The sequence below is a fragment of the Nonomuraea sp. NPDC051191 genome, assembly GCF_044455665.1.
Lineage (GTDB): Bacteria > Actinomycetota > Actinomycetes > Streptosporangiales > Streptosporangiaceae > Nonomuraea.
This window is the reverse complement of the sequence record NZ_JBITEZ010000025.1, coordinates 11,900-34,803: the sequence shown is the minus strand read 5'-3', so window position 1 is coordinate 34,803 and position 22,904 is coordinate 11,900. Positions and strand designations below refer to the sequence as shown.

Genomic DNA, 22,904 nt, shown 5'->3' with positions numbered 1-22,904 from the left:
CCACCCTCACCCCACCCGCCGCTCACCTCACCCGCCCCTTCACCCCGCCCGCACCTGCTTTTCCACGGAAGCCCCAGACACGCATGCACCACCCGGAAGGACCCCCGACGATGACGAGCCCCGAACCATGACCGCCGTGACCGTGACCGATCCTCCCCCGGCCCGCAGGCGGCGCCTGGCGCGACCCCGTCGCACGCTCGTGCTCAACGCGGCCGCCGTCGTGGCGGGCCTGGCCGTCTGGAGCGGGCTGTCCCTGGCCGGCATCCAGGGCCTGTCCAGCCCGGCCGACGTGGCGGCCCGCGCCGCCGAGCTCGTCTCCGACGGCACCCTCCCCACCGACCTGCTGGCCAGCCTGCGCCGCGTGTTCACCGGCTTCGCGCTCGGCACGGCGCTGGCCGTCCCGATCGGCTTCCTCATGGGCTGGTACGCCACCGCCCGCGCGCTGATCGAACCGTACGTGCAGTTCTTCCGTACGATCCCGCCGCTGGCGATCATCCCGCTGGCCATCGTGCTGATGGGCATCGGCGAGACGCCGAAGATCTTCGTGATCTTCCTGGCGGCGTTCCTGTCGAGCGTGGTCTCCACCTTCCAGGGCGTCCTGGACGTCGACCGCACCCTGATCAACGCGGCCAGGGTGCTGGGCGCGGGCGACCGGACGATCTTCCTGAAGGTGATCGTCCCGGCGTCCACGCCGTTCATCATCGTCGGCATGCGGATCGGGCTGGGCGCGGCCTGGGGCACCCTGGTCGCCGCCGAGCTGATCGCCGCCCAGGAGGGCCTGGGCTACCGCATGCAGCAGGCGCAGCTCTACTACGACCTGCCCACGATCTTCGTCGGGCTGATCAGCATCGGCGTGCTCGGCCTGGTCATGGACCGGCTGCTGCTGCTCGCCGAGCGCCGTTTGACCGGATGGCAGGAGCGCCGATGACCCCCAAGATCTCCTTCGAGGCCGTCTCGAAGACCTTCCCGCTCAAGGACACCGAGTTCGTCGCCCTCGACCGGGTCGACCTCGACATCGCCGACCGCGAGTTCGTCACCGTCGTGGGCCCGTCGGGATGCGGCAAGAGCACGCTGATGAGCATGGCCGCGGGCCTGACCGAGCCGGGCGCCGGGCGCATCCTGCTCGACGGCGTCCCGGTGACCGGCCCCGGCCCCGAGCGCGGCGTGATCTTCCAGCAGTACGCGCTGTTCCCGTGGCTGACCGTGCGCAAGAACGTCGAGTTCGGCCTGAAGCTGGCCGGCCTGCCCGCCGACGAGCGCAGGCGGCGGGCCGAGCACGCCATCGAGCTGGTGGGCCTGACGGACTTCGCCGACGCCCTGCCCAAGACGTTGTCCGGCGGCATGAAGCAGCGCTGCGCCATCGCCCGCGCGTACGCGGTGGGCCCGCAGGTCCTGCTCATGGACGAGCCGTTCGGCGCGCTCGACGCCCTCACCCGGGTGCAGTTGCAGGACCAGCTCCTCGACACCTGGAGCAGGGAACGGCGCACGGTCATGTTCATCACCCACGACGTGGACGAGGCGGTCTACCTCGCCAACAAGGTCGTCGTCATGGCCGCCCGGCCGGGCCGGATCCACCGCGTCATCGAGGTGGATCTGCCCTATCCGCGCACGGAGGAGATCCGGCTGTCGCCGGAGTTCGCCCGCATCAGGAACGAGGTCTGGCACTCGGTCTACCACCAGGAGGCCACCGTCTGACGCCCCGTCCCCGACGTCCGGGCGGGCGGCGGGGACGGATGGGCTCAGGCGAGCAGGCGGAGCAGGCCGGCCTCCTCCTCGGCCGTGAGGCCGGAGCGGGTCACCGTGTGGCCGGAGTCGCGCAGCCAGGCGAGTGTGTCGCGGGCCGTGTCGGCCACCGGACGGATGCGCAGCCCGGCGGCCACCGTGGCGGAGGTGTCCCGGGTCATGAACCCGGCGTACTCCGGCAGCGGCAGCCACAGCGGCAGCGAACGCGGCCCCATCCACGGCTCGACCTTGTGCTCGGTGAGGAACTCCTGACCGGCCCAGACGAGCTCCGGCTCGACCTCCAGCCCCTCGGCGATCCGCGCCAGCATCTCCCCCCTGCCGAACGGCATGGAGATCCCGTCGTACGGCCCGGTGAGCCCGGCCTGGGCCGCGTCGAGCGTCCAGGCGGCGAGATCGCGCACGTCGACGAACTGGACCAGGTCGCCGGGCGAGCCGGGGGCCAGCACGGGCCCGCCGCGCGCCAGCCGCTCGACCCAGTAGGTGAACCGGTCGGACAGGTCCTCGGGGCCGACGATCAGCCCGGCCCGCACGTGGAGCGCGTCGGCACCGACGATCTGCTCGCACGCCACCTTGGCCGGGCCGTAGTTCTCCGGGTCGCCCTCGTCGGCGTCGCCGGGCAGCGGGTCGTGGAGGACCTGGGTGACCCGGGTCGCGTCGGCGTAGACGCTGCACGTCGACACGAACGTCCAGTGACCGGCCCGGCCCGCCAGCTCCGTGACCGCGCGCCGGACCTGGCTCGGATGCCTGGCGACGTCGATGACCAGGTCGAACGCGCCCTTCACGGGCGCGAGCCCGCCGTCCTCGGCCCGGTCGACCCGGACGAACTCCACCCCCGGCGGCGGATCACCGGCCAGGCCGCGCGCCGCGCACACCACCTCGTGCCCGCGATCGCGTGCCTGTCGCGCGATCTCCCTGGACAGAAATCTCGTGCCACCCAGAACAAGTGTCCGCATGCCCACCATCCTGGCCCACCCGCCCCGGCCGGGCCCCCGCCCTTCACTCGCAGCGCAAAAGGCCCCCGGCGGCCGCGATGAGACGCCTCTGCGAAAGAGGTCGATCGCATTCCGCAGTCAGGTATCAGCAGAGCGGCGGACATGCTCTCATAGGGGTGATTCGGGGACTCAGTTCAAGTCAGGCGAGGAGACATGCCCGAACCAGGCTCCCCAGAAACCGGCCCCCTGGAAACCGGCGGCTCAGGTCCCACGGCGCCGACCATCGAGGAGGCCGCCCGGACGATCCTGCTCGACGTGGCCCCCGAGGACGCGCGGTTCCTGCCTCTGGCCTGCGCGGACTTCTTCGGCAACCCGATCGCGCGCAGACGCGCGGTCCGCGCCGTGCTGCGAGGACGCGAACGCGACCAGCCCACCGGCTTCGACGCGGGCGAGGGCATGCAACTCGTCCTCGGCGTGGTCCTGACCCTGCTCAACGGCGTGGCCTGCGAGGTGCTGACGGGCATGGCGACCGAGCGGGTCGACCGGCTGCGCGGCCGGTGGCGGGAGCGCCGCCGTCGCAGGGCTCTGACCTCGGCCGTCGCCCCGCAGGCCGAGCGCACGCCGTTGCCCAGGGTCAGCGCGGTGGACGCGGCGGCCATCGGCGCCCAGGCGGCGGAGATCGTCCGGGCGGCGGGGATGTCCGAGGAGGCCGCCCAGCGGGTGAGCACGCTGCTCGCCGCGGCCCTCATCGACCCGCGGCCCTGACCGTGCCCACCACCAGCGGGCCGCGCCAGGACGGCGCGGCGCCGGCCGGTCCGCCGGTGCCGCCGTCGCCGCCGAGACTGGACCCGTTCGCGCTCCCCGCGGCGACCACGGCGCGTTTCCTGCTCATGATCGTGGTCGCCGTCACCAGCGCCGTCCACCTGTACCTGGTGCTGCTCGACCGGTACTTCACCGCCAGGACCGACCTCGGCCCGCGCGCCTGCGCCCTGGCCGCGAACTCCGGCGCGGGACGCGTGCCGGACGGCGACCTGGTCCGGGACTACCTCGGGTGCCTCCAGCACGCGTCGGTCCGTGCCGGGTGGACGGTGATCGGCATGGTGGCCGTGCTGCTCGCCGTGACCGTCGTGATCCACCTCCTCCACCCGCGCCTGGTCATGCGCTCCCGCCCACGGCCGCTGGCCCGGCTCGCCGTGGACGAGGGCATGGCCGCCGTGGTGCGCCGCGTCGAGGACACCGTACGGGCCCTGGCCCCGGGGACCGAGGTGTACGTGGCGACCCTGCGCGCGAGCGCGAGCGGCCGGGCCTTCGGCCGTCGCCCCCGGTACCGGATCATCCTCGACCTCGGGCTGCTGCGCGCGGCCGACGCCGACTCCGGGCAGCTCGACGCCGTCCTCGCCCACGAGCTGGCCCATCTGCGCAACAAGGACGTCGGCCTGACGACGTTCGCCTTCGCGATCTGGTGGGCGTACGTGCTGGTCGTCGCCCTGCCCCTGCTGCTGCTCTCGGCCGTCGAGCCCGGCCTGCGCGCCGTCCTGCCGTGGCGGGTGGCGGCGGTGCTCGCTCTCCTGTGGTTCACCCGCACCGCGGTGCTCAGGACCAGGGAGTACTACGCCGACCTGCGCGGCAGCGCCACGCCGGGCGGCGAGCGGCTGCTCCTGGACACGCTGCGCCCGTCGCGGCCGACGAGCGGGCGGCGCCGGTGGGAGCCGTTGTCGTTCCATCCCGGCGACGACGAGCGGGCGGGCGTCATCCGCGGCGCGCCGCTGCTCTTCCGGGTCGGCGTGGTGGAGTCGGCGGCCGTCGGCGTGCTGCTCGGGCTCGGCTACACGCCGTGCGTCCACCTGATGAGCCTGCTGTTCCCGGCGTCCGGGGTCTCCCTGTTCACTCCGGAGCGCCTGGCGGTCGGGGTGCTGTTCGGGGCGCTGGCCACCGGCGCGGTCGCGGGCACCGTGTGGCGGGCCGGGCTGCTGGCGCAGGCCACGCACACGCGGCCGCCGTCCACGCTGCTCGCCGCGACGGCCCTGACGGCGGGGGTGCTGGCCGGCCAGCTCGTCGCGCCGCCGCTGGCGACCGCCCACGGCTCGTGGGCCGCGATCCTCGCCAGGTCGCCCGTGATCGCGGCCGTGCTGGCATTGCTGCTCGCCGTCCTGTTCCAGCTCATGCTCAGGTGGGCGCTGCTGTGCGCGTCCGTGTGGCTGCCGCTGGCCCGGCGGGTCCGCACGGCCGCGTTGGCCGGCTCGGCGCTGTCGGCGTTGATCTTCGGGACGTGGTTGAGCTTCTGGTTCGACGTCATCACGAACATGACCGGCAGCTCGGCCGACTGGAACATCCTCTGGTTCAGCCTGTTCACCACCGCGGTCAACCCGACGTTGCAGCTCTGCGTCGTGCTGGCCTGCGCCGTCGCGGTGACCGGCTGGGCGGCGCGCCGCGGGCTGCCACCCCGGCCTCTCGCGGCCGTCTGGCGGGACGCGCCGCCCAGCCGCCTGGCGGCGCCGCGCATGCCGCTGCCTGCGGTCAACGTCACCGCGCTGGCGATCGTCCTGGCGTACTCGGGGGTGATGGTCCCCTTCTACGGCCGGCTGCGCTCGACCTTCGGCGGCGTGCCGCTCACCGGGGACGTGCCCATGGCGAGCGCGGCGGCTCTCTTCGCCCCGCTGCTCATCGTGGCGACGGCCGTGGTCCTGGCCGGGTCGTTCTGCTTCGGCGTGGCCGCCGGAGGGCGCGGCGGCACGGCGCCGGTCGTGGCGGGCGCCGGGGTCCTCATGCTGCTGATCGTGCTCGGCCTCGTACCGCTGGTCCTGGTCCACCTGGTCATCGCGGCGTGCGGTCCCGGGCAGCTCTCGTCCTGCATGGCCCCGCTGCCGCGTCTACTGTCCCGGAACGGGCCGTTCTTCACGATCGGGTTCGCCGTGCTGATGCTGGTGGGCCCCGCCGTGGCGTGGCTGGGCAGTGTGCTGCGCGGCGGCGTGCAGGCGCTGTCCGACGCGGGTCCCCTTCCCCGGAAGGCACGTCCCTGGGGTGCGCGTCCATGGAACGGCGCCGCCGGGCGGCCCTTCGGCGCCGTGCTCTCGCTCGTCCCCACCGTGCTCGGCTCGCTGCTGTTCGGCCAGCTGGCCATCACCGCGTTGTCCACCGCCGGCGACAAGCCACTGCCGGTCGACCGGGCGGCCGTGGTCCGCGAGCTGAGCGTGGCCTCCGAGGGTCCGGTGCCGCCCGTACGCGCCTGCGCGGCCGCCGACCGGGCCGGCGCCGAGCCGGTGTTCCGCGTCCTGGACTCCACCGGCATCGTCGTCGGCGTGGCCCGGAGCGCCCGGTACGCCGTGGCCGCGCGCGACCCCGCCGTCCAGGCCATGGGACGCGAGGCCGCCGCCGCCCTGCTGGCCGGGGACTACGGGCGGGCCCTCAACACCCACGCCGCGCTGCGCAGCCTGTGCACGGTCACGGGCCTGCTGCCCGGCTGATCACTCCTGCGAGGCGGGCGGGAGCCGGAGGGCGATGATGGCGATGTCGTCGAGCCCGGTGCTGGGCAGGCCGCTGAGCACCTGGTCGCAGAAGCTGTCCAGCGGTTCGGCGGCGAGCGACTCCGCCACCCGGCGCAGCCGCTCCAGGCCGAGGTCGAGATGCTCGCCCGACCGCTCGATGAGGCCGTCGGTGTAGAGCAGCACCGTGCCGCCCGGCGGGAGCGGTTCCGTCTGGGAGGCGCGGGTCTCGTCGTCGGGGAAGCCGAGCAGCGGGCTGACCGCGCCCTCCAGGAAGCGTCCGTGGCCCTGGGCGGTGACCAGCAGGGGCGGCGGATGGCCGGCCACCGCGAACCGCAGCCGGTGGCCGCCCTCGCACTCCTCCACGCGGGCGAACACGCACGTGGCCGTGACGTCGGAGGACAACGACTCCATCGCGACGTTGAGCCGGGTCAGGATCTCGCCGGGCGGCTCGCAGCGGTCCATCGCCAGCGCCCGCAGCATGTTGCGCAACTGGCTCATCAGGACGGCCGCCGACAGGTCGTGCCCCGCCACGTCGCCGATGACCAGCGCCGGGACGCCGTCGGGCAGGACGAAGCAGTCGTACCAGTCGCCGCCCACCTCGGCGGCGCTCGGGCTGGCCCGGTAGCGGGCCACGATCCGCAGGCCCGGCAGCCGCGGCGGCTCGGCGAGCAGGCTGTACTGCAGGGCCAGCGCGACCTGCTGGGTGCGCTGGAAGCGGATGGCCCGGCTCAGGGCGTCGTGGGCGTGGCCGAACATGTTGGTCAGCAGCGAGATGTCGGCCCGGCTGATCGCGGCGCGTTCGCCGCACGTCACCACCCCGACCACGGCGGGGACCGTGCCGTCGACCACGACCGGAAGGATCAGCAGGCTGTTGGCGTCGCTGGCCGCCAGCCACTCGCGCGTGCTCGCGGGGGCCAGGCCGGGCGGCGGCGACCCGGCCGGGAACGTCTGCAGCATGGGCCGCCGCCGGCGTACCGCCGTCACGAAGGCGTTGTCGTCGTCGAGCTGCTCCTCGCTGTACGGCGACAGCGGCACCAGGCCGCGACGGACCGCGGTGACCAGCCGCTCGACGACGAACGGCGCCCCGCCGTGCCGCTCGCCGGTGAGGTCGGTGACGAGGTAGACGCCGCAGCCGTCGGCCAGCTCGGGCACGATGACGTCGGACAGCGCGCCGAGCATCTCCTCCAGGCTGGTGGCCTGGGCCGTGGCCGCCGCGGCGTTGTCGAGCAGGCGCTGCCGGCGCTGCTCCTGCCACTGCTCCTCGATGTCGGTGCACGACCCCACCCACTCCACGATCTGGCCGTTCTCGCAGATGGGCACGGCGCGCATCTGGAAGTGCCGGTAGGAGCCGTCGGCGGTGTGCAGCCGGTAGACGTGCTCCCAGGTGTCGATGGCCCTGCTGACCGCCCGGGCCCACGACCTGATCGTGTCCTGGCGGTCGTCGGGATGGACCATCTTGAGCCAGCCCTGGCCGCGGTGCTCCTCCCACGGCTGCCCGGTGACCCGCTCCCAGGTCGGGCTGGGCTCGTGCACGTAGCCGTCGCGGGTGGTCACCCAGATGATCTGCGCGCTGACCTTCATCAGGCTCTCGTAGCGGCGCAGGATGCGGCGGCGTTCCTCGGCGATGGCCTCGATCCGCCGCGCGGCGGTGACCTGGTCGGTCACCTCCATCACCACTTCCAGCACGCCGTAGTCGCCGGGGCCGAAGACGACGCGCGACAGGCTGGAGGTGAAGAACCGCTTCTCGGTGCCTTCCAGCCCGCCGACGACGTACTCCGGCTCGGCCGTGGTGACGAACGGCTCGCCGGTGGCGTAGACCCGGTCGAACTGGGCGCGGAAGTGCACCTCGACGAACTCCGCGAACGCCTCCTCGATCGGCATCCCAGTGCGGCTGTCGGCGAACAGGGAGCGGTAGGCGGCGTTGGTGTAGACCAGGCGGTGGTCGGGGCCGCGCGCGACCGCCACGCCCACCGGCGCCGGGTCCAGCACTTCGAACGCCAGCCCGCTGCCTGCGGGCTCGCCGTCAGCCCCCATCGTGACCTCCCCCGACGGCCACAGCCTCCTCCCCCCCTACCCGCGCGCGATCGTCCCTGAACGCCCCCCGCCGGGCCGGTCAGCCCCGGTCGCCCGGCGGGATCAGGCCCGACTGTTCCTCCAGGTAGGCGATGGCCCCGACGCCCTCCTCGGCGAAGAACACCAGCTCGGTGAGGGGCAGCGGCAGGAAGCCCTCCGCCTCCATGCGCTGGAACTGCTGCTTCAGCCCGTCGTAGAAGCCCGCGGTGTTCAGCAACACGACCGGCTTGGCGTGCAGGCCGTGCTTGCGCAGCTCCAGGATCTCGGTGGCCTCGTCGAGCGTCCCGCTGCCGCCCACCATGATCACGAAGCCGTCGGCGCGGGACAGCAGTTGCGCCTTGCGCTCGGCCAGGTCGCGGGTGACCAGCATCTCGTCGGCGCCCGGCCGGGCCTTGTGCGCCAGGAACTCGACCGAGACGCCCACCAGGCGGCCGCCGGCCTCCTGCACGCCGTCGGCCATGACCTTCATCAGGCCGGTGTCGGAGCCGCCCCACACCAGGGTGTGGCCGCCCTTGCCGATGAGCTCGGCGAACTCGCGGGCGGGACGGGTGTAACGCTCGTCGAGGTCGGCGGCGGAGCAGAAGACGCAGATGTTCACGCCGTAACTGTAGGCGAACCAGACCAGGTCAGGGCACCCGTGAAGGATCTACCCAAGATCCGACGAACCCGGTTGCCCGGCCGTCACGCCGGGGGTACGTCCTGGTCCATGAAGAAAGCCATCAACGTGTGCTTCGGCGTGGACGTGGACGCCGTGGCGGGCTGGATCGGCTCGTACGGCGGCCAGGACTCACCGAACGACATCCAGCGGGGCGTGTTCGCCGCCGAGGTCGGGACCCCGAGGCTGCTGCGCCTGTTCGCCCGCGAGGGAATCCGGACGAGCTGGTTCGTCCCTGGACATTCGGCGGAGTCGTTCCCCGACCAGATGCGGCGGATCGTCGAGGCCGGGCACGACGTCGGCGCGCACGGCTACATGCACGAGAACCCGGTCTCGATGTCCGCCCAGCAGGAGGAGGACGTCCTGGCGCGCAGCCTGGAGGTGCTGGACCAGGTGCTCGGCGTCCGGCCCCGCGGCTATGTGGCGCCGTGGTGGGAGATGTCCGCGCGGACCGCCGAGTTGCTGCTGCGCTACGGCTTCGGCTACGACCACTCGCAGTCCTACCGCGACTTCCAGCCCTTCTACGCCCGCAAGGGCGAGCGCTGGACGCGCATCGACTACGAGCAGGCCGCCTCGACCTGGATGAAGCCGCTGGTGCCCGGCGAGGAGGTGGACCTGGTGGAGTTCTCGGCGAACTGGTACCTGGACGACCTGCCGCCGATGATGTTCATCAAGAGCTCGCCGAACAGCCACGGCTTCGTCAACCCGCGCGACCTCGAACAGCAGTGGCGCGACCAGTTCGACTGGGTCTATCGCGAGCTGGACTACGCGGTCTTCCCCATCACGCTGCACCCCGACGTCAGCGGGCGTCCCCAGGTGCTGCTGATGCTGGAGCGGCTCATCGCGCACATGCGCGGACACAAGGGCGTCACGTTCATGTCGATGGCCGAGGCCGAGATCGACTTCCGCGCCCGTTTCCCCTTCGACGGGCGGGCCCGTCCGGCCGACATGCGGTGAGCCGCCCCCGGTCGCGGGCCGGGGACGGCTCGGGGCCCGTCACGCCCAGGGCGGGCTGACGGCCCAGCTCACGTCGGCCGCCCAGGAGGTGGCGCTGTCGAAGGCGTGCGAGCCGCCGTTGCTCGCGATGTAGACGGTGTTGTCGTAGTGGCGCAGGAACCGGTCGGGGAAGTTGGCGGAGGCGAACGACGTGCCCTGGCCGCTCTTCCCCGCCTGCGGGCAGAAGGTGGCGTCGGCGGCGAACAGCGCGCTGCCGTCGTTGTGCTGCCGGTGGAGCTGGTAGTTCTGGTGCCGCAGGTAGTCGCCCGGGTAGTTGCGCGACTCGAACGACAGGCACGAGCTCCCGGCCAGCCCGGCGCGGACGATCCACGTGGCGTCGCTCCTGTCCAGCGACGAGCTGCCGGAGCCGATCACCGACGTGACGACCTGGTCGTTCTGGTGGCGCAGGTAGCGGGTGGTGCAGCAGGCCGTGGTCGCGCGCAGCGAGACGGACGCGCCGGGGGTGAGCGTCCCGTCCGCGCCGCCGCCCGTCGTGGTGTAACCGGCGGCGACGATGGCCGCCTGCACGGCGTTCTCGGTGGCGTTCGAGGGGTAGCCGGAGGTCATCACGCCCTCGTAGAAGGTGCCGGCGGAGCCGTTGCTGTTGTCGCCGCCGATGCCGAGGATGATCGCGCCCTCCTTCTTCATGGGGTTGTAGCCGGGGGCGTTGGGGCGCGGGCCGTCGTAGTAGGTGGACAGGCCGCCGGACTGGGCGTTCCCGGCGCGGATCGCCCAGTGGTTCGGCTCGCCCTTGACGACGGCGGTCAGGTAGCGGTGGCTGACGCTGGGGTCGTTCGCGTTGTAGCCCGGGTTCACGCCGGAGAACAGGCCGTTCTCCAGGTCGGCCATGACCCAGGGGCCGTTGCCGGTGCCGTAGCCCCAGACCTTGATGTCGCCGAAGTAGATGGCCTCCATCGTGCCGTTGCCGTTGTCGCGGCTGTTGGTCTCGGCGTTGCCGTAGTCGAAGCAGCAGCCGCCGTTGTGGTGGGTGCCGTCGAAGACGGCGTACATGCCTTCGGGCTGGTCGCCCTTGGCGACGCCGTTGGTGGTGTTGTTCCGGTAGCCGGTGCCGGGGGTGACCCGGACGCCGTACGCCTTGTGGCCGTTGATCATGGTCGGGGCGGCGGTGGCGATCGCGAGGTTGTCGTACCCGCCGGGCGCCGGGCCGGGGAACCCGCCGGGGGGCGCCTGGGTGAGGTGGTTGCCCCGTCCGGACTGGTCGTAGAGGACGGTGATGAGGCAGGTCGTGCCGGCGCAGAAGGCGTCCTGGGCGGCGGCGTCGGCGTAGCCGCCCGCGCCGAGGAGGCCGACGTCGCGGGTGGCGTTGTCGGAGGAGCGGCGCACCTGGTAGAGGGGGCCGTTGTAGGCGGCGTACAGGGCGCGGGTGGTGCTGTGCGCCGCGACGCAGGGGGTGCCGCCGGCGGCGTAGATGTCGCACGACTGCTGGGTGGCGGCCTGCGACGCCGCGGGGGCGACGGCGAGCAGCCCGGCGACGAGCGCGACGGCCGCTCCCGCCTTTTTGAGAATGCTTGATCCGGACCGGGACATCATCAATGAACCGCTGCCTTTCAGGGGGTGCCGAGGTAATTCGACGCACGGAAACAGGCGATCGGCCGCTGCGCGGACGCGGACAGCCCTATGCCCATTGACCTGCGACGAACCGTCAGGGACGGAAAGGAAGTTGCTCTGTTATCGCTAACATTATTGTCGCTGCGAACCTCCGGGAATACGTAAATAGGTGACCGGCTCACTATGAAACGAAATTGCGGGCGCCGTCAAGTTCCGCAGGTTGCGTCAATCGCGTGCCGCTCACGCCGTTTCACACAGGCGCGCCACCACGAGCGCGCCGGCCCGCGGCCGACCGGCGTAGGCGTCCGCCTGCATCTGGTGGGTGCCGGCGCTCCACAGGGAGCCGAGGGTGAGGGACGCCTGCTTCCACGTCGGCGACCTCATCAGGAGGAGATTCGGCCCGTCGCCGCACCGTCCGGCCGATCTCCCGAACCTGGGCGAGGGTGATCAACGCATCCTCAACGAGGACTCAACAGCGGCGGGGCAGGCTGGCCGGGCCCTCGCGTTCACCTCACCACGGAGTTGGGATGACCACTGTCACGTCACGGGACGACCTCGAACTGGAATCGGCGTACGAGGCTCCGCGCACCGACATCGAACGGCGGCTGGCCGGCCTGTGGTCGGCCAAACTGCGCGTCGCGCCCGTCGGCATCGAGGACGACTTCTTCGAGCTGGGCGGCGACTCCCTGCTGGCGGCCGACGTGCAGTTCGCGATCGACCGCGAGTTCGGGTTCGAGGTGCCCGCCTGGACGCTGTTCCTGTCGCCGACCATCGCCGAGCTCGCCGAGGTGATCGGCTCGCCGGCCCCCCTCGACCATGCGTGACCTCGCCGACCCCGCCCTGTTCGAGGCGGGCGGGCAGCACCGGACCTGGCGGTGGTTGCGCGAGAACGACCCGGTGCACCGGCACGACCGGGGCTTCTGGTCGGTCACCCGGTACGCCGACGTGGACCGCGTCCTGCGCGACCACACGTGCTTCACCAGCGAGCGCGGCACCCTGCTCAACCTGCTGGGCCGCGACGACCCGGCGGCCGGACGGCAGCTCGCCGCCACCGACCCGCCCGAGCACGACCGGATGCGCGCCCCGCTGCGGAAGGTCATGGACCTGCGCTCGGCCGCGGCCTACGAGCCGTCCGTCATCACCGCGATCACCGGGCTGCTCGCGCCCGGCCTGGACGGGCCGGAGTTCGACCTGGCCGCCGCCGTCCGGGGACTGCCGCTGGCGCTGGCCGGGCCGCTGCTGGGGCTGCCGGACGAGGACCGGCCACGCCTGCTCACCCTGGTCATGGCGGCCAGCGCCGAGGACGACCCCGACTACCAGGTCGCCGGCGACGCGTCCGGGACGCTGCGCCGGGCGCACCGCGAGCTCTTCGCCTACTTCCTGCACCTGGTACGGGAACGCGCCCGCACCCCCGGCGAGGACCTGATCAGCCTGATGTTGTCGCCGGACGGCGGCCGGATGAACCCCGGCACGGCCGTCTCCAACTGCTACAGCCTGCTGCTCGGGGCGAGCGTCACCCTGCCGAACGTGGTCAGCTCCACGGTGTTCGAGCTGGCCCGCGGCGGCGGCTACCGCGCCTGGGCCGGCCGTCCTGAGCTGCTGCGCGACGGGGTCGAGGAGGCGCTGCGCTGGGCGTCGCCCGGCAGCCACTTCATGCGGCACACCACCCGGCCGGTGCGGCTGTCCGGCGTGGACCTCCCGGCGGGCGAGCCCGTGGTCGCCTGGATCGGCTCGGCCAACCGCGACCCCGCCGTCTTCGCCGACCCGGACACCTTCGACCCGGCCCGTACGCCCAACCGCCACCTCGCCTTCGGCAGCGGACATCACTACTGCATCGGATCCCACCTGGCCCGGCTGACGCTGCGGCTGTTCTTCGCGACGCTGTTCGCGACCTTCGCCGACGTCGAGGTGGTCGGCGAACCGGTCCGGGTGCGATCGACCTTCCTCACCGGCTTCAAGAAGCTGATCATCTCGGGGACGCCCAGGAGAGGCCAATGACGACAGAGATCCCGTTCACCTACGCCCAGCGGTTGCTGCTCGGGCTGGAGGAGGCCGTGCCGGGGAGCGTGGTCAACTCGACGTTCATCGTCCGGGCGGCCTACCGCGTGGCGCACGAGGTGGACGCCGATGTGCTGCGCCGGGCCGTGGACGACGTCGTGGCCAGGCACGACGCCCTGCGCACGACCGTGTCGCGCGATCCGGACGGCGGCGTCCGGGCGCGGGTGCACGAAAGCGTCCCGGGGCGCCTGCTGGTGCACGACGTGGACGACGAGGACGCCTTCCTCGCGATGGCCACCGGCTCGGCGTACCCGCCGGAGGAGCCGCCGTTGCTGTGGGTGCACCTGGGCCGGTGCGAGGACGGCACGAGCCTGCTGGTGATCGTCGCCCACCACCTCACCTCCGACGCCTGGTCGCTGCCGCTGCTGGCGCGCGACCTGTCCGACGCCTACACCGCCCGCCTGCGCGGCGGCCCGCCGCCGGGTTCCGGGGTCCTGGGGTACGCCGAGGTCGCCGCCGACGATTTCTCGCCGTCCTGGGAGAGGACGATCGCCGACGCGCTGCCGTACTGGAGGGACCGGCTGGACGGCGTGGCGGAGCTCGCCATGCCGGTGCCGACGCCCGGCAGGCGCGGCGACCAGCGGACGTGCCGCTTCACCGTGCCCGGCCCGCTGTGGCTGCGCCTGGGCCGGGCGGCCCGCCGCCGCCGGACCACGCCGTTCACCCTCCTGCTGACGGCGTTCACCGCGTCGGTCTGGGCGGGGCACGGCGACGCCGTCGTGCCGGTCATCACCGCCGGGCGCAAGCCGTCGGAGTGGTACACGGCCGGGTTCATGCTCAACCTGTTGTGGCTGCGGATCACCACCGACGACCCCGCCGACCTGGACGAGCTGAGCCGCCGGGCCGACGAGGCGTGCCGGGCGGCCTACCGGCACGACGTGCCGCTGCTGCGGGTGCTGCCCGAGGCGCCGGAGCTGGCGGCCGTGGTGTTCGACCCGTCGGAGGTCGTCGAGCGCACCTTCCCGGTGTTCCAGCTCATCCCGAGGACGCCGTTCGCCCCCACCGCCGAGGACCCGGCGCTGCTGCTGACGCCGGTGCCGGAGGAGCGGCAGCCCGCTCCCGTGATGCCCGTGCACCTGCTGTGGTCGATGCGGGTGGACGAGGAGGTGGTCGGCGTCGTCGCCTACGAGGCCGGGATGTTCGGCCTGGACTGGGTGGAGGAGAAGGTCGCCGGGTTCCTGCGCGTGCTGGAGCGGCTGGCCGATGCTTGAGCTCATCGAACCCCACCTGGGCCGCGAGCACACCGCGATCGCCGACCGCGAGGGCGAGCTGTCCTACCGGGACCTGGACCGGCGCAGCGCCGGGCTCGCGCGGGTGCTGCTGGAGGCGGGCCTGCGGCCCGACGAGCCGGTGGTGATCCATGCGCACCTGTCCCGGTGGGCGGTCATCGGCATGCTCGCCGTCCTGCGGGCCGGCGGCCGTTACGTGGCCATCGACGCCGCCTTCCCCTTCCAGCGGCAGCAGGACGTCGCGCAGGCGTGCGGGGCGCGGATCGCGCTCATCGAGCCGGACATGATCGTCCCGCTGACCGGCCCGGCCCTCCGCGTCGAGATGGCCCGTACGGACCTGCCGGACGGGCCGGTGCCCGCCACCTCGGCGCGGCTCGCCTACACCTGCTTCACCAGCGGCTCGACGGGCACGCCGAAGCCCGTCACCGTCTCGCGCGCCGCCTTGGCCTGGTCGACCTCGGCCCGGCTGGCCCACTACGCGTCGCCGGTCACCGGGTTCCTGCTCTGCTCGTCCATCTCGTTCGACAGCTCGGTCGCCGGGATCTACTGGACGCTGGCCTGCGGCGGCAGGCTGGTCATCCCGAGCCAGCGCCCGTCCGACCTGGCCGCCGCCGCGCGCTTCGCCGTCGAGCACCGGCCGTCGCACCTGCTCATGGTGCCGTCGTTCTACGGGCTGGCGCTCCGCAACGGCCTGGCAGACGCGTTCGGGTCGCTCGGCACGGTGATCGTCGCGGGCGAGACGTGCCCGCCCGCGCTGGTCGGGGAGCACTACGCCGCGCTGCCCGGCACGGCCCTGCACAACGAGTACGGCCCCACCGAGTGCACGGTCTGGAGCACGGTCCACCGCTGCGTCCCCGAGGACGCGCAGGCGGCCCGGGTGCCGATCGGCCGCCCGGTCCCGGGGGCGCGCGTGACCATCGCCGACCCCGGCCCGGACGGCGTCGGCGAGCTGCTGATCTCCGGCCCCGGCCTGGCCGAGGGCCTCGGGGACGCCTACCGCACCGGCGACCTGGTCTCCCGGCGTCCGGACGGGGAGCTGCTGTTCCACGGCCGCGCCGACCACCAGCTCAAGCTGGGCGGCGCGCGGGTGGAACGCGCGGAGATCGAGCACGCCATGGCGGGCTTCCCCGGCGTGCTGGCCGCCGCCGTCGGGGTCGCGCGGACCGGCTCCGGCCCCGTGCGGCTCAAGGGCTACCTCGTCACCGACCAGGACCGGATCGACCGCCGGGCGCTGCGCGCGCACCTGCTGGACCGGTTGCCGATCGTGGCCGTCCCGACGGTGTTCCAGCGGCTGGACTCCCTGCCGCGCCTGCCCAACGGCAAGGTCGACCACCAGGCCCTCGACGGCGGCTGACCGCCTCCCGGGAGGATGAGGGGCGTTCCGTACGCGGTCGCCGGGAACCGCTCGCGGCCGGCCAGGCAACAACTGTTGTCCTGATTCATCGCCGAAAGGCCACAAAGTGAGCGCCCCGAACCATCCGGAAGGTGATGACGCCTCCCATGTCCAACGCTCCCTGCACGAGCCGGAGGCCTTCGCGGAGCTGTTCCGCCGGCACGCCTCCGGCATCACCCGGTACGTCACCAGAAGGCTGGGGGCGGACGCCGCGGACGACGTGGTGGCGGAGACGTTCCTGACGGCGTTCAGGCAGCGTGGCCGCTACGACCTGTCCCGTCCGCACGCCCGTCCCTGGTTGTACGGGATCGCCACCAATCTGATGAGCCGCCATGTGCGTACCGAAGTGCACCAGTTGCGCGTGCTCGAACGCACCGGCACGGACCCGGTGACGGCCTCCTTCACCGACCGCAGCGACGACCGGGTGAGCGCCGAGGCGGCCCGCCGCCGCCTGGCCGGGGCGCTGGCGACGCTGCCCGGAGGTCACCGTGACGCGCTGCTGCTGGTGGCGTGGGCCGGGCTGACGTACCCCGAGGTCGCCGAGGCGCTGGACGTACGGGTCGGAACCGTGCGTTCTCGCATCAACCGGGCCAGGGAGAAGTTGCGCGGAGAGCTCGGAGGAGTCAACCCGATGGCCGTCGTCAGCGAGGAGCCCGTCCATGAATGAGATGACCGAGCTCGGACGCCTCCGCTCGGAGGTGCCCGCGCCCACCGCGGAGGCCCTGGCCGCGCAGGAGGACCGCTTCCTGGCCGCGCTGGCCACGCCGGCCACGCCGGCCGAGCAGGAGGACCGCCGTCACGGCGCCTTCCCCGCATCCCGGCGCGGGCGTCGGGGGCGGCTCCTGTTCGGCGGGCTGCTCGCCGCCGCCGCGCTCGCCGCCGCGGCCGTCCTGGGCCCGGTGCTGGCCGGCCCCGGCGCCCGCCCCACCGCGTACGCCAACTCCGCCATCGGCATCGAACTGCGCGGCGACGAGTACGTGGCCACGATCAAGGACCTGTTCGCCGACCACGCCCTCTACAGCGAGGCGTTCCGGGCGATGGGCCTGGACGTCGCCCTCGACCTGCGGCCCGCCTCCCCCACGGCGGTCGGCGAGGTCTTCCGGCTCGGCTTCAGCGGCACGACCGAGAGCGACCGCATCGGCGGCACCCTGCGCCCGGAGGGCTGCACCCCCGGACGGCCCGGCTGCGCGCTCACCGTCACCGTCTCCAAGGACTTCGGCGGCAAGGGCGTGCTCTACCTGGGCCGCCCCGCCAGGCCCGGCGAGCTGTACCAGAACAACGCGGACGCCGGCCGGAAGGGCGAGGCCCTGGAGGGTTACGTCGTGGACGGCCGCCCGGTCGCCGAGGTGCTGGCCGAGACGCGCAGGCGGGGCCTGGAGGTGACGTTCCAGATCATCGAACCCGCTCCCGGCGGGGACGGCTTCTCGGTGGACCCGCGCGGGCAGTCGGCGAAGGTGGGCGGCCACTGGGTGGTCTGGGCCGCCGAGCCGTACCGGCAGGGCGCGGTACGGCTGCTGGTGTCCGAGAAGCGCGTGCCGAAGAACCCGGTGACCGGCGACTGACCTCACGTCTCCTTGCTCGGGACCCTCGAAGTTCGCCGCGATTCAGGGCGAAATGATGGCGCATGCGCGCACATAGGCAGAGGTGTCCGAGCAAATGATTCGATGAGGAGATTCGCCATGGGAACCGCCCGTGGATGACGAGCGGTCGGCCAAGTTCGAGGCCGCCTACAACCGGGCCTACGGCCAGATCACCGCCTACGCCGTACGCCGGTGCGACTCGCCTCAGGACGCCGCCGACGTGGTGGCGGAGACCTTCACCGTCGCCTGGCGCCGGGTGGACGAGCTGCCCGAGGGCCCTGAGGCCACCCTCTGGCTGTACGGCGTGGCGCGCAAGGTCCTGGCCAACCATTTCCGGGGCGACAACCGCCGCAGGGAGCGCACGGCCGAGCTCGACGCCGAACTGGCCGACCTGTACGGCCACTCGCCCGACAGCCAGGTCGAGCTGGACGCGATCGGCCGGGCGTTCAGGAGCCTGTCCGAGGACGACCGGGAGTTGTTGTCCCTGGTCGCGTGGGAGGGGCTGGAGCGCGAAGAGATCGCGAAGGCGCTGGGCCTGTCGCGCAACGCCGTACGCATCAGGCTGCACCGCGCCCGCAAGCGCCTGTCGCGCGCCCTGGCGTCGGCGGGCGTGCACGTCACCGCAGAGAGCCGGCTGGTCCCGGCGGAGAGGCCGTTGGGAGGAGCGCTGTGAAGAACGCCGAGAACGCTGAGAACACCGAGCGGAACCTGGACGGGATCGAGGCGATCGGGAGGCTGGCCCGGGTCGCGCCCGGTGAGCGGGGAGGCGAGCCGTCCGGCGCGGGGGCGCGGGCGCTGCTGGCCGCGATCACCGCCGAAGAGCCGGGCACAGCGCCGGGAACAGCGCCGGGAACAGCGCCGGGCTCGGCCCGGCGGGCGCGGCGCGGCGTCCGGCCCGGGCGCCTGGCGTTCGGGCTGGTCGCCGCGGTCGCGCTGGCCGCGGGTGTGGTGACGGTCCCGATCGTGCTGGAGGACGGCGCGCCCAGCTCGTGGGCCGTCAACCTGGACGAGGGGATGGTGACGATCCAGATCCGCGACTTCGACGACGCTCCCGGGCTGGAGAAGCGGCTGAGGGAGCTGGGCGTGCCCGCGCTGGTGGACTACGTGCCCAAGGGCATGACGTGCCGCCGGCCGCGCGGCAAGGACGTGGAGAACATCCCGCGCGGCATCTACAGCCTGCCGGAGAACATCCCGGGCGAGTCCGAGGGCGTGCAGATGCGCATCAACACCAAGCTGTTCGGCCCGGGGCAGACGTTCGTCTGGACCCTCAGCGGAAAGGGCGGCCTGACCAGCACGTATCTGATGGAGGGCCCGGTGGCGCCCTGCGAGCCCGTGCCCCTCCCCACGGTGAAGCAGGAGGAGCCGGAGTTCCGCGGCGTGAGCACCCGCGAGCTGGGCGGTCTGCGGGTGGACGAGAAGACCGTCGGCGAGGTGCTGCCCGAGCTGAGGAAGCTCGGCCGGAAGGTGATCTTCGCGGTCATCACCGTCCCGCCCGGCAACCCGGGAGGGTTCGCCATCGACCACACCCAGAGCACGCCCGTCGGCGACCACTGGGTCGTCTGGGAGGCGGAGCAGAACGCCAAGGGGGTGATCCAGCTGCTCGTGACGGAGGAGCGCCTGGACAAGAACCCCTACTACGGCGGCCCCCGCGACGCGGTCATCAAGGACTGACCGCCGTCCCCTCCGCGCCTGCCGGGATCACCCCCGAGGCGCGGAGGGCGTCGGTCACCAGGTGAGGGGGCCCTCGGCGTCGAAGTAGCCGCCGGTGGGGCCGTCGGGGCCCACCTGGGCCATGCGGACGATGATCTCGGCGCCCTGCCCGACGGTCTGGTGGCCGCTGTTGCCGTTCAGGTCGGTCCGGGTGAAGCCGGGTTCGACCGCGTTGATCCGCATCTCGGGGAACGCCTTCGCGTACTGAACGGTGATCATGTTAACGGCCGCTTTCGACGCCGGGTACGCCACGCCCCGGTAGTCGTGGCCGACCCTGCCGGGGTCGGCCATCCGGGACAGGGAGGCCAGGCCGCTGCTGACGTTGACGACGACCGGCGCGCCGGATCGCCGCAACAACGGCAGGAACGCGTGCAGCACCCGGACCATGCCGAAGACGTTCGTCTCGAACGTGCGCCGCATCATCTCGGCGGTCAGCTCCGCCGCGCCGGCCACCACGTGGCCGTCCTCCATCTCCACCTGGATGCCGGCGTTGTTGACCAGCACGTCCAGCCCGCCGTCCGCCTCGACGGCCCGTGCCGCCGCCGTCACGGACGCGTCGTCGGTGACGTCCAGCGGCACCGCCCGCGCGCCCAGCCGTTCGGCGGCCGTCCGTCCGCGTCCGGCGTCCCGGCTCGCGACGTAGACGGTGTGCCCCGCCGCGACGAGCCGCCGGGCGGTCTCGAACCCGAGCCCCTTGTTGGCCCCTGTGATCAGCGTCGTCGTCATGGACGCGACGCTAGGAATTCGAGCGCGCTCGAAGTCAAAGTCAGCGTTTGAGGTAGGCGAGGACGGCCAGGACGCGGCGGTTGTCGTCGGCCGAGGGGGCGATGCGGAGCTTGGCGAAGATGTTCGCGGTGTGCTTGGCGACCGCGCTCTCGCTGAAGTGCAGGGTCGCGGCGATGGCGACGTTGGACCGGCCCTCGGCCATCATCTCCAGCACGTCCAGCTCGCGCGGGGTCAGGCTGTCGATCATGCCGCGCGCCTGGCTGCGGGTCAGCAGCTTGGTGATGACCTGCGGGTCCATCACCGTCCCGCCCGCCGCGACCCGGCGGACCGCGTCGACGAACTGGGCGGTGTCGGTGACCCGGTCCTTGAGCAGGTAGCCCACGGCGCCGTCGCCGGTCGCCAGCAGCTCGTTGGCGTAGAGCTGGTCGACGTACTGGGACAGGACCAGGACGGGCAGGCCGGGACGCCGGCGGCGCGCCTCCAGGGCGGCCTGCAGGCCCTCGTCGGTGTAGGTGGGCGGGAGCCGTACGTCCACCACGGCGACGTCCGGCTCGTCCTCCAGCAGCGCCCGCAGCAGGGACGGGCCGTTGTCGACCGACGCCACCACGTCGCAGCCGTGTTCGCGCAGAGTCCTGGTCAGCCCGTCCCTCAGCAGGAAGAGGTCTTCGGCGAGGACAACGCGCACGGGATCTCCAGGGTGGCAGTGGTCGGCCCGCCGGGCGGGCTGTGCAGGGTGAGGACGCCGTCGAAGGATTCCAGACGGCGGCGGAGCCCGCGCAACCCGGTGCCCTTCGCGGGGTCGGCGCCGCCCCGGCCGTCGTCGGTGACGGTGACGCGCAGGCGCCCGCCGTCGTGGTCGAGGACGATGGCGACCTCCCGCGCGGCGGCGTGCTTGGCCGCGTTGGCGAGCAGTTCGCCGACCGCGAAGTAGGCCGCCGACTCCACCGGCGAGGGCAGCCGGCCGCTCAGCCGGACGTCCACGCCGACGTCGAGGAAGCTGTCCAGCGCCAGCGACCTGACGGCGTCGCCGAGCCCCCGGTCGGCGAGGACCGGCGGGTGGATGCCGTGCACCAGGTTGCGCAGGTCCTCCAGGGCGCGGGCGGAGGTCTCGGCCACCTCCAGCAGCAGCTTGCGGGCGGCGGCCGGGTCGCTGTCGAGGAGCCGGGTGGCGCTGTCGAGGGTCAGGCCGAGGGACACCAGCCGGGCCTGGGCGCCGTCGTGCAGGTCGCGCTCGATGCGGCGCAGCTCGGCTGCCTGCACGTCGAGCACCTCGGCCCGGGTGTCGGTCAGGTGGGCGATCCGCCGGACCATCTCCGTACGGCGGGGCACCGACAGCAGCCGCCGGGTCCAGCGGCCGTGCAGGCGCAGGATCGGCGGGGCCAGCAGCAGCCCGGCGGCCATGAAGGCGACCCCCAGCACGAGGGCCGCCAGCATGGTCGGCGTGTCCTCCACCGGGACGAACGCGTACCAGTTGTCGGGGCCGAGCAGCGGCCACACGAACGGCTGGACCAGCGCGCCGAACCCGCCGTACCAGAGGAAGCCCAGCGGGACGCCGACGAGGAAGCCGCCGACCCACGGCTCCAGCCAGGCCCAGGCCAGGTCCCGCCAGAAACCCTCGGCGGCCAGGATCGCCCCCGCCCGCCTGCGCCTGCTCCATGAGTGATCGCCGGCGTAGGGCTCGGGCGGGGTGATGCGGGTGCCCGTCCACCGGGTGGCGCGCTCGCGCGAGCGGTCCGACAGCGACCGCAGCGTCGTCGCCCCGGGGACGAGCAGCCAGAAGCCGACGCCGACCGGCAGCAGAAGGAGGGCCAGGACGACGAGCGACCCCACCGCCGACCCCGCCACGGCGAGCAGCCCCGCGAGCTGGCAGCGCGCCACGGCGACCAGCCTCTCCTTCGCCCTCATCGGACGTGGATTCTAGCCGGTGCCCTCCACACCCAGAGCACCGCCGCCAGCAGGCACGACGCGGCGAACAACATGATCGGCGTGACCGCGCCCGCCTCCTCGTCCATGAACAGCAGCAGGCCGAGGTTGATCAGCGTGTGGAAGCCGCCGGTCAGCAGCAGCCGGTGGGCGCGTACCCGCTCGACGGCCAGCCCCATCACGACCGACATCGCCACCGTCGCCACCAGGAACGCGGCCGCGTACGCCGGCGCCTGGCCGAACACCGGGACGTGCCACGCCCCCCACAACAGGCCCACCACGACCGACGCCGTCAGCGGGCCGGTCCGGCGGCGCAGCAGCGGCTGCAGCAGGCACCGCCAGCCGATCTCCTCGGCGCACGCCCCGACGAGTTGCGCGACCACGATCAGCGCGAACGGGTTGTTCAGCGCCCCCGGAGCGGTGAACCGCGGGTCGCCGGTCAGCAGGCCGTGCGCGCCGACGGCCGCCGCGATGATCAGCGGTGCCGTGACCAGCAACGCCACCCCGGTGGCAGCACCCCACCCGGCGCGCCCGGCGGCCCCGGACGTGCCCTGCGCCCCGGACAGGGCCGTCCGGTCGACCCAGCCCACGGCCCCGGCCAGGGTCTCACGGGCGGTGCGCGGCCACAGCAGGGCGACGACCGCCACGGCCAGGGCCGGGCCGAACTGGGTCAGCTGGATGACCTCGGGCGGGATCGGCGTGCCCGCCTGCGCCACGCCCAGCAGACCCGCCGCCACGAAGGCGACCGCGACGAACACCCCGGTCGGCGCCGCGATGCCACGGGCCGTCCCGCGTTCTGTCCTCAGCATGTGTGCTCACATTTTCGTCGAAT

General features: G+C 73.0%; 22 protein-coding genes. 13 read left to right on the top strand and 9 right to left on the bottom strand.

Annotation, left to right across the window (positions count from 1 at the left end):
• Positions 1 to 127 precede the first annotated feature (127 nt).
• Together ACIA8R_RS47105 and ACIA8R_RS47100 are read left to right on the top strand one after the other, a co-directional pair.
• Positions 128 to 928 carry an ABC transporter permease gene (locus tag ACIA8R_RS47105; protein WP_357705702.1) on the top strand — a complete coding sequence of 267 codons (801 nt, stop codon included), beginning with the start codon at positions 128 to 130 and terminating at the stop codon, positions 926 to 928.
• Positions 925 to 1,695, top strand: coding sequence for an ABC transporter ATP-binding protein (locus ACIA8R_RS47100; protein WP_357705701.1), 771 nt, complete (start codon positions 925 to 927; stop codon positions 1,693 to 1,695). Before ACIA8R_RS47105 ends, ACIA8R_RS47100 begins: the two co-directional genes overlap by 4 nt.
• Positions 1,696 to 1,739: 44 nt before the next feature.
• On the opposite strand, the gene ACIA8R_RS47095 is transcribed toward ACIA8R_RS47100, so the two are convergent.
• Complete coding sequence (locus ACIA8R_RS47095) at positions 1,740 to 2,696, bottom strand: NAD-dependent epimerase/dehydratase family protein (protein WP_397044407.1); 957 nt, start codon at positions 2,694 to 2,696, stop codon at positions 1,740 to 1,742.
• A 192-nt stretch (positions 2,697 to 2,888) separates the two neighbouring features.
• On the opposite strand from ACIA8R_RS47095, the gene ACIA8R_RS47090 reads away from it, so the two are divergent.
• Positions 2,889 to 3,440 (top strand): hypothetical protein, encoded by a 552-nt coding sequence (locus ACIA8R_RS47090; protein ID WP_357705699.1) that lies wholly within the window; start codon positions 2,889 to 2,891, stop codon positions 3,438 to 3,440.
• A gap of 2 nt (positions 3,441 to 3,442) precedes the next feature.
• Positions 3,443 to 6,139: a M48 family metalloprotease gene (locus tag ACIA8R_RS47085; protein WP_397044405.1), complete on the top strand. Its 2,697-nt coding sequence runs from the start codon at positions 3,443 to 3,445 to the stop codon at positions 6,137 to 6,139.
• On the opposite strand, the gene ACIA8R_RS47080 is transcribed toward ACIA8R_RS47085, so the two are convergent.
• Together ACIA8R_RS47080 and ACIA8R_RS47075 are read right to left on the bottom strand one after the other, a co-directional pair.
• Positions 6,140 to 8,194 (bottom strand): SpoIIE family protein phosphatase, encoded by a 2,055-nt coding sequence (locus tag ACIA8R_RS47080; protein WP_397044403.1) that lies wholly within the window; start codon positions 8,192 to 8,194, stop codon positions 6,140 to 6,142.
• A 79-nt stretch (positions 8,195 to 8,273) separates the two neighbouring features.
• Positions 8,274 to 8,831, bottom strand: a complete 558-nt coding sequence (locus ACIA8R_RS47075; protein WP_364096893.1) for a TIGR00730 family Rossman fold protein — start codon at positions 8,829 to 8,831, stop codon at positions 8,274 to 8,276.
• 108 nt (positions 8,832 to 8,939) lie between these two features.
• On the opposite strand from ACIA8R_RS47075, the gene ACIA8R_RS47070 reads away from it, so the two are divergent.
• Positions 8,940 to 9,845 carry a polysaccharide deacetylase gene (locus tag ACIA8R_RS47070; protein ID WP_357705695.1) on the top strand — a complete coding sequence of 302 codons (906 nt, stop codon included), beginning with the start codon at positions 8,940 to 8,942 and terminating at the stop codon, positions 9,843 to 9,845.
• Positions 9,846 to 9,884: 39 nt separating this feature from the next.
• Here ACIA8R_RS47070 and ACIA8R_RS47065 read toward each other — a convergent pair whose 3' ends face one another.
• On the bottom strand, positions 9,885 to 11,435 hold the full coding sequence (locus ACIA8R_RS47065) for an alpha-L-arabinofuranosidase B (protein ID WP_364096896.1): 1,551 nt from the start codon (positions 11,433 to 11,435) through the stop codon (positions 9,885 to 9,887).
• A 258-nt stretch (positions 11,436 to 11,693) separates the two neighbouring features.
• Positions 11,694 to 11,837 (bottom strand): hypothetical protein, encoded by a 144-nt coding sequence (locus tag ACIA8R_RS47060; protein WP_364096899.1) that lies wholly within the window; start codon positions 11,835 to 11,837, stop codon positions 11,694 to 11,696.
• A 143-nt stretch (positions 11,838 to 11,980) separates the two neighbouring features.
• On the opposite strand from ACIA8R_RS47060, the gene ACIA8R_RS47055 reads away from it, so the two are divergent.
• The 8 genes from ACIA8R_RS47055 to ACIA8R_RS47020 all read left to right on the top strand — a co-directional run bounded on the left by ACIA8R_RS47055 (position 11,981) and on the right by ACIA8R_RS47020 (position 19,384).
• The gene (locus ACIA8R_RS47055; protein ID WP_364096902.1) at positions 11,981 to 12,277 is read left to right on the top strand and encodes a phosphopantetheine-binding protein; all 297 of its coding nucleotides are present in this window, start codon (positions 11,981 to 11,983) and stop codon (positions 12,275 to 12,277) included.
• The gene (locus tag ACIA8R_RS47050) at positions 12,270 to 13,451 is read left to right on the top strand and encodes a cytochrome P450 (RefSeq protein ID WP_364096905.1); all 1,182 of its coding nucleotides are present in this window, start codon (positions 12,270 to 12,272) and stop codon (positions 13,449 to 13,451) included. Before ACIA8R_RS47055 ends, ACIA8R_RS47050 begins: the two co-directional genes overlap by 8 nt.
• Complete coding sequence (locus tag ACIA8R_RS47045; protein ID WP_364096908.1) at positions 13,448 to 14,722, top strand: condensation domain-containing protein; 1,275 nt, start codon at positions 13,448 to 13,450, stop codon at positions 14,720 to 14,722. Before ACIA8R_RS47050 ends, ACIA8R_RS47045 begins: the two co-directional genes overlap by 4 nt.
• Positions 14,715 to 16,094: an amino acid adenylation domain-containing protein gene (locus ACIA8R_RS47040; protein ID WP_397044399.1), complete on the top strand. Its 1,380-nt coding sequence runs from the start codon at positions 14,715 to 14,717 to the stop codon at positions 16,092 to 16,094. The genes ACIA8R_RS47045 and ACIA8R_RS47040 overlap by 8 nt, the downstream gene beginning before the upstream one ends.
• Positions 16,095 to 16,200: 106 nt before the next feature.
• Positions 16,201 to 16,800: an RNA polymerase sigma factor gene (locus ACIA8R_RS47035; protein ID WP_357705689.1), complete on the top strand. Its 600-nt coding sequence runs from the start codon at positions 16,201 to 16,203 to the stop codon at positions 16,798 to 16,800.
• Entirely contained in the window at positions 16,793 to 17,695 is a 903-nt protein-coding gene (locus ACIA8R_RS47030; protein WP_397044397.1) for a hypothetical protein, read from the top strand. Before ACIA8R_RS47035 ends, ACIA8R_RS47030 begins: the two co-directional genes overlap by 8 nt.
• A 130-nt stretch (positions 17,696 to 17,825) precedes the next feature.
• Positions 17,826 to 18,386: an RNA polymerase sigma factor gene (locus ACIA8R_RS47025; protein ID WP_397044395.1), complete on the top strand. Its 561-nt coding sequence runs from the start codon at positions 17,826 to 17,828 to the stop codon at positions 18,384 to 18,386.
• Positions 18,383 to 19,384 carry a hypothetical protein gene (locus tag ACIA8R_RS47020; protein ID WP_397044393.1) on the top strand — a complete coding sequence of 334 codons (1,002 nt, stop codon included), beginning with the start codon at positions 18,383 to 18,385 and terminating at the stop codon, positions 19,382 to 19,384. The genes ACIA8R_RS47025 and ACIA8R_RS47020 overlap by 4 nt, the downstream gene beginning before the upstream one ends.
• A gap of 54 nt (positions 19,385 to 19,438) precedes the next feature.
• On the opposite strand, the gene ACIA8R_RS47015 is transcribed toward ACIA8R_RS47020, so the two are convergent.
• Genes ACIA8R_RS47015 through ACIA8R_RS47000 form a run of 4 tightly spaced genes read right to left on the bottom strand, consistent with a single transcriptional unit; the run spans position 19,439 to position 22,881 of the window.
• A complete protein-coding gene (locus tag ACIA8R_RS47015) occupies positions 19,439 to 20,149 on the bottom strand; it encodes an SDR family NAD(P)-dependent oxidoreductase (protein WP_357705685.1) in 711 nt (236 codons plus the stop codon).
• Positions 20,150 to 20,189: 40 nt separating this feature from the next.
• The gene (locus ACIA8R_RS47010) at positions 20,190 to 20,834 is read right to left on the bottom strand and encodes a response regulator transcription factor (RefSeq protein WP_357705684.1); all 645 of its coding nucleotides are present in this window, start codon (positions 20,832 to 20,834) and stop codon (positions 20,190 to 20,192) included.
• Entirely contained in the window at positions 20,798 to 22,054 is a 1,257-nt protein-coding gene (locus tag ACIA8R_RS47005; RefSeq protein ID WP_397044391.1) for a sensor histidine kinase, read from the bottom strand. Before ACIA8R_RS47005 ends, ACIA8R_RS47010 begins: the two co-directional genes overlap by 37 nt.
• Positions 22,051 to 22,881, bottom strand: a complete 831-nt coding sequence (locus ACIA8R_RS47000; protein ID WP_397044389.1) for a lysostaphin resistance A-like protein — start codon at positions 22,879 to 22,881, stop codon at positions 22,051 to 22,053. The genes ACIA8R_RS47005 and ACIA8R_RS47000 overlap by 4 nt, the downstream gene beginning before the upstream one ends.
• Between the last annotated feature and the right edge of the window lie 23 nt (positions 22,882 to 22,904).

Bases quoted from the DNA above. Each gene is read 5' to 3' on its own strand.
- ACIA8R_RS47065 (WP_364096896.1), bottom strand. From the start codon at position 11,435: ATGATGTCCCGGTCCGGATCAAGCATTCTCAAAAAGGCGGGAGCGGCC.
- ACIA8R_RS47060 (WP_364096899.1), bottom strand. From the start codon at position 11,837: ATGAGGTCGCCGACGTGGAAGCAGGCGTCCCTCACCCTCGGCTCCCTG.
- ACIA8R_RS47095 (WP_397044407.1), bottom strand. From the start codon at position 2,696: ATGCGGACACTTGTTCTGGGTGGCACGAGATTTCTGTCCAGGGAGATC.
- ACIA8R_RS47000 (WP_397044389.1), bottom strand. From the start codon at position 22,881: ATGCTGAGGACAGAACGCGGGACGGCCCGTGGCATCGCGGCGCCGACC.
- ACIA8R_RS47030 (WP_397044397.1), top strand. From the start codon at position 16,793: ATGAATGAGATGACCGAGCTCGGACGCCTCCGCTCGGAGGTGCCCGCG.
- ACIA8R_RS47070 (WP_357705695.1), top strand. From the start codon at position 8,940: ATGAAGAAAGCCATCAACGTGTGCTTCGGCGTGGACGTGGACGCCGTG.
- ACIA8R_RS47090 (WP_357705699.1), top strand. From the start codon at position 2,889: ATGCCCGAACCAGGCTCCCCAGAAACCGGCCCCCTGGAAACCGGCGGC.
- ACIA8R_RS47045 (WP_364096908.1), top strand. From the start codon at position 13,448: ATGACGACAGAGATCCCGTTCACCTACGCCCAGCGGTTGCTGCTCGGG.
- ACIA8R_RS47005 (WP_397044391.1), bottom strand. From the start codon at position 22,054: ATGAGGGCGAAGGAGAGGCTGGTCGCCGTGGCGCGCTGCCAGCTCGCG.
- ACIA8R_RS47050 (WP_364096905.1), top strand. From the start codon at position 12,270: ATGCGTGACCTCGCCGACCCCGCCCTGTTCGAGGCGGGCGGGCAGCAC.
- ACIA8R_RS47015 (WP_357705685.1), bottom strand. From the start codon at position 20,149: ATGACGACGACGCTGATCACAGGGGCCAACAAGGGGCTCGGGTTCGAG.
- ACIA8R_RS47055 (WP_364096902.1), top strand. From the start codon at position 11,981: ATGACCACTGTCACGTCACGGGACGACCTCGAACTGGAATCGGCGTAC.
- ACIA8R_RS47080 (WP_397044403.1), bottom strand. From the start codon at position 8,194: ATGGGGGCTGACGGCGAGCCCGCAGGCAGCGGGCTGGCGTTCGAAGTG.
- ACIA8R_RS47100 (WP_357705701.1), top strand. From the start codon at position 925: ATGACCCCCAAGATCTCCTTCGAGGCCGTCTCGAAGACCTTCCCGCTC.
- ACIA8R_RS47040 (WP_397044399.1), top strand. From the start codon at position 14,715: ATGCTTGAGCTCATCGAACCCCACCTGGGCCGCGAGCACACCGCGATC.
- ACIA8R_RS47105 (WP_357705702.1), top strand. From the start codon at position 128: ATGACCGCCGTGACCGTGACCGATCCTCCCCCGGCCCGCAGGCGGCGC.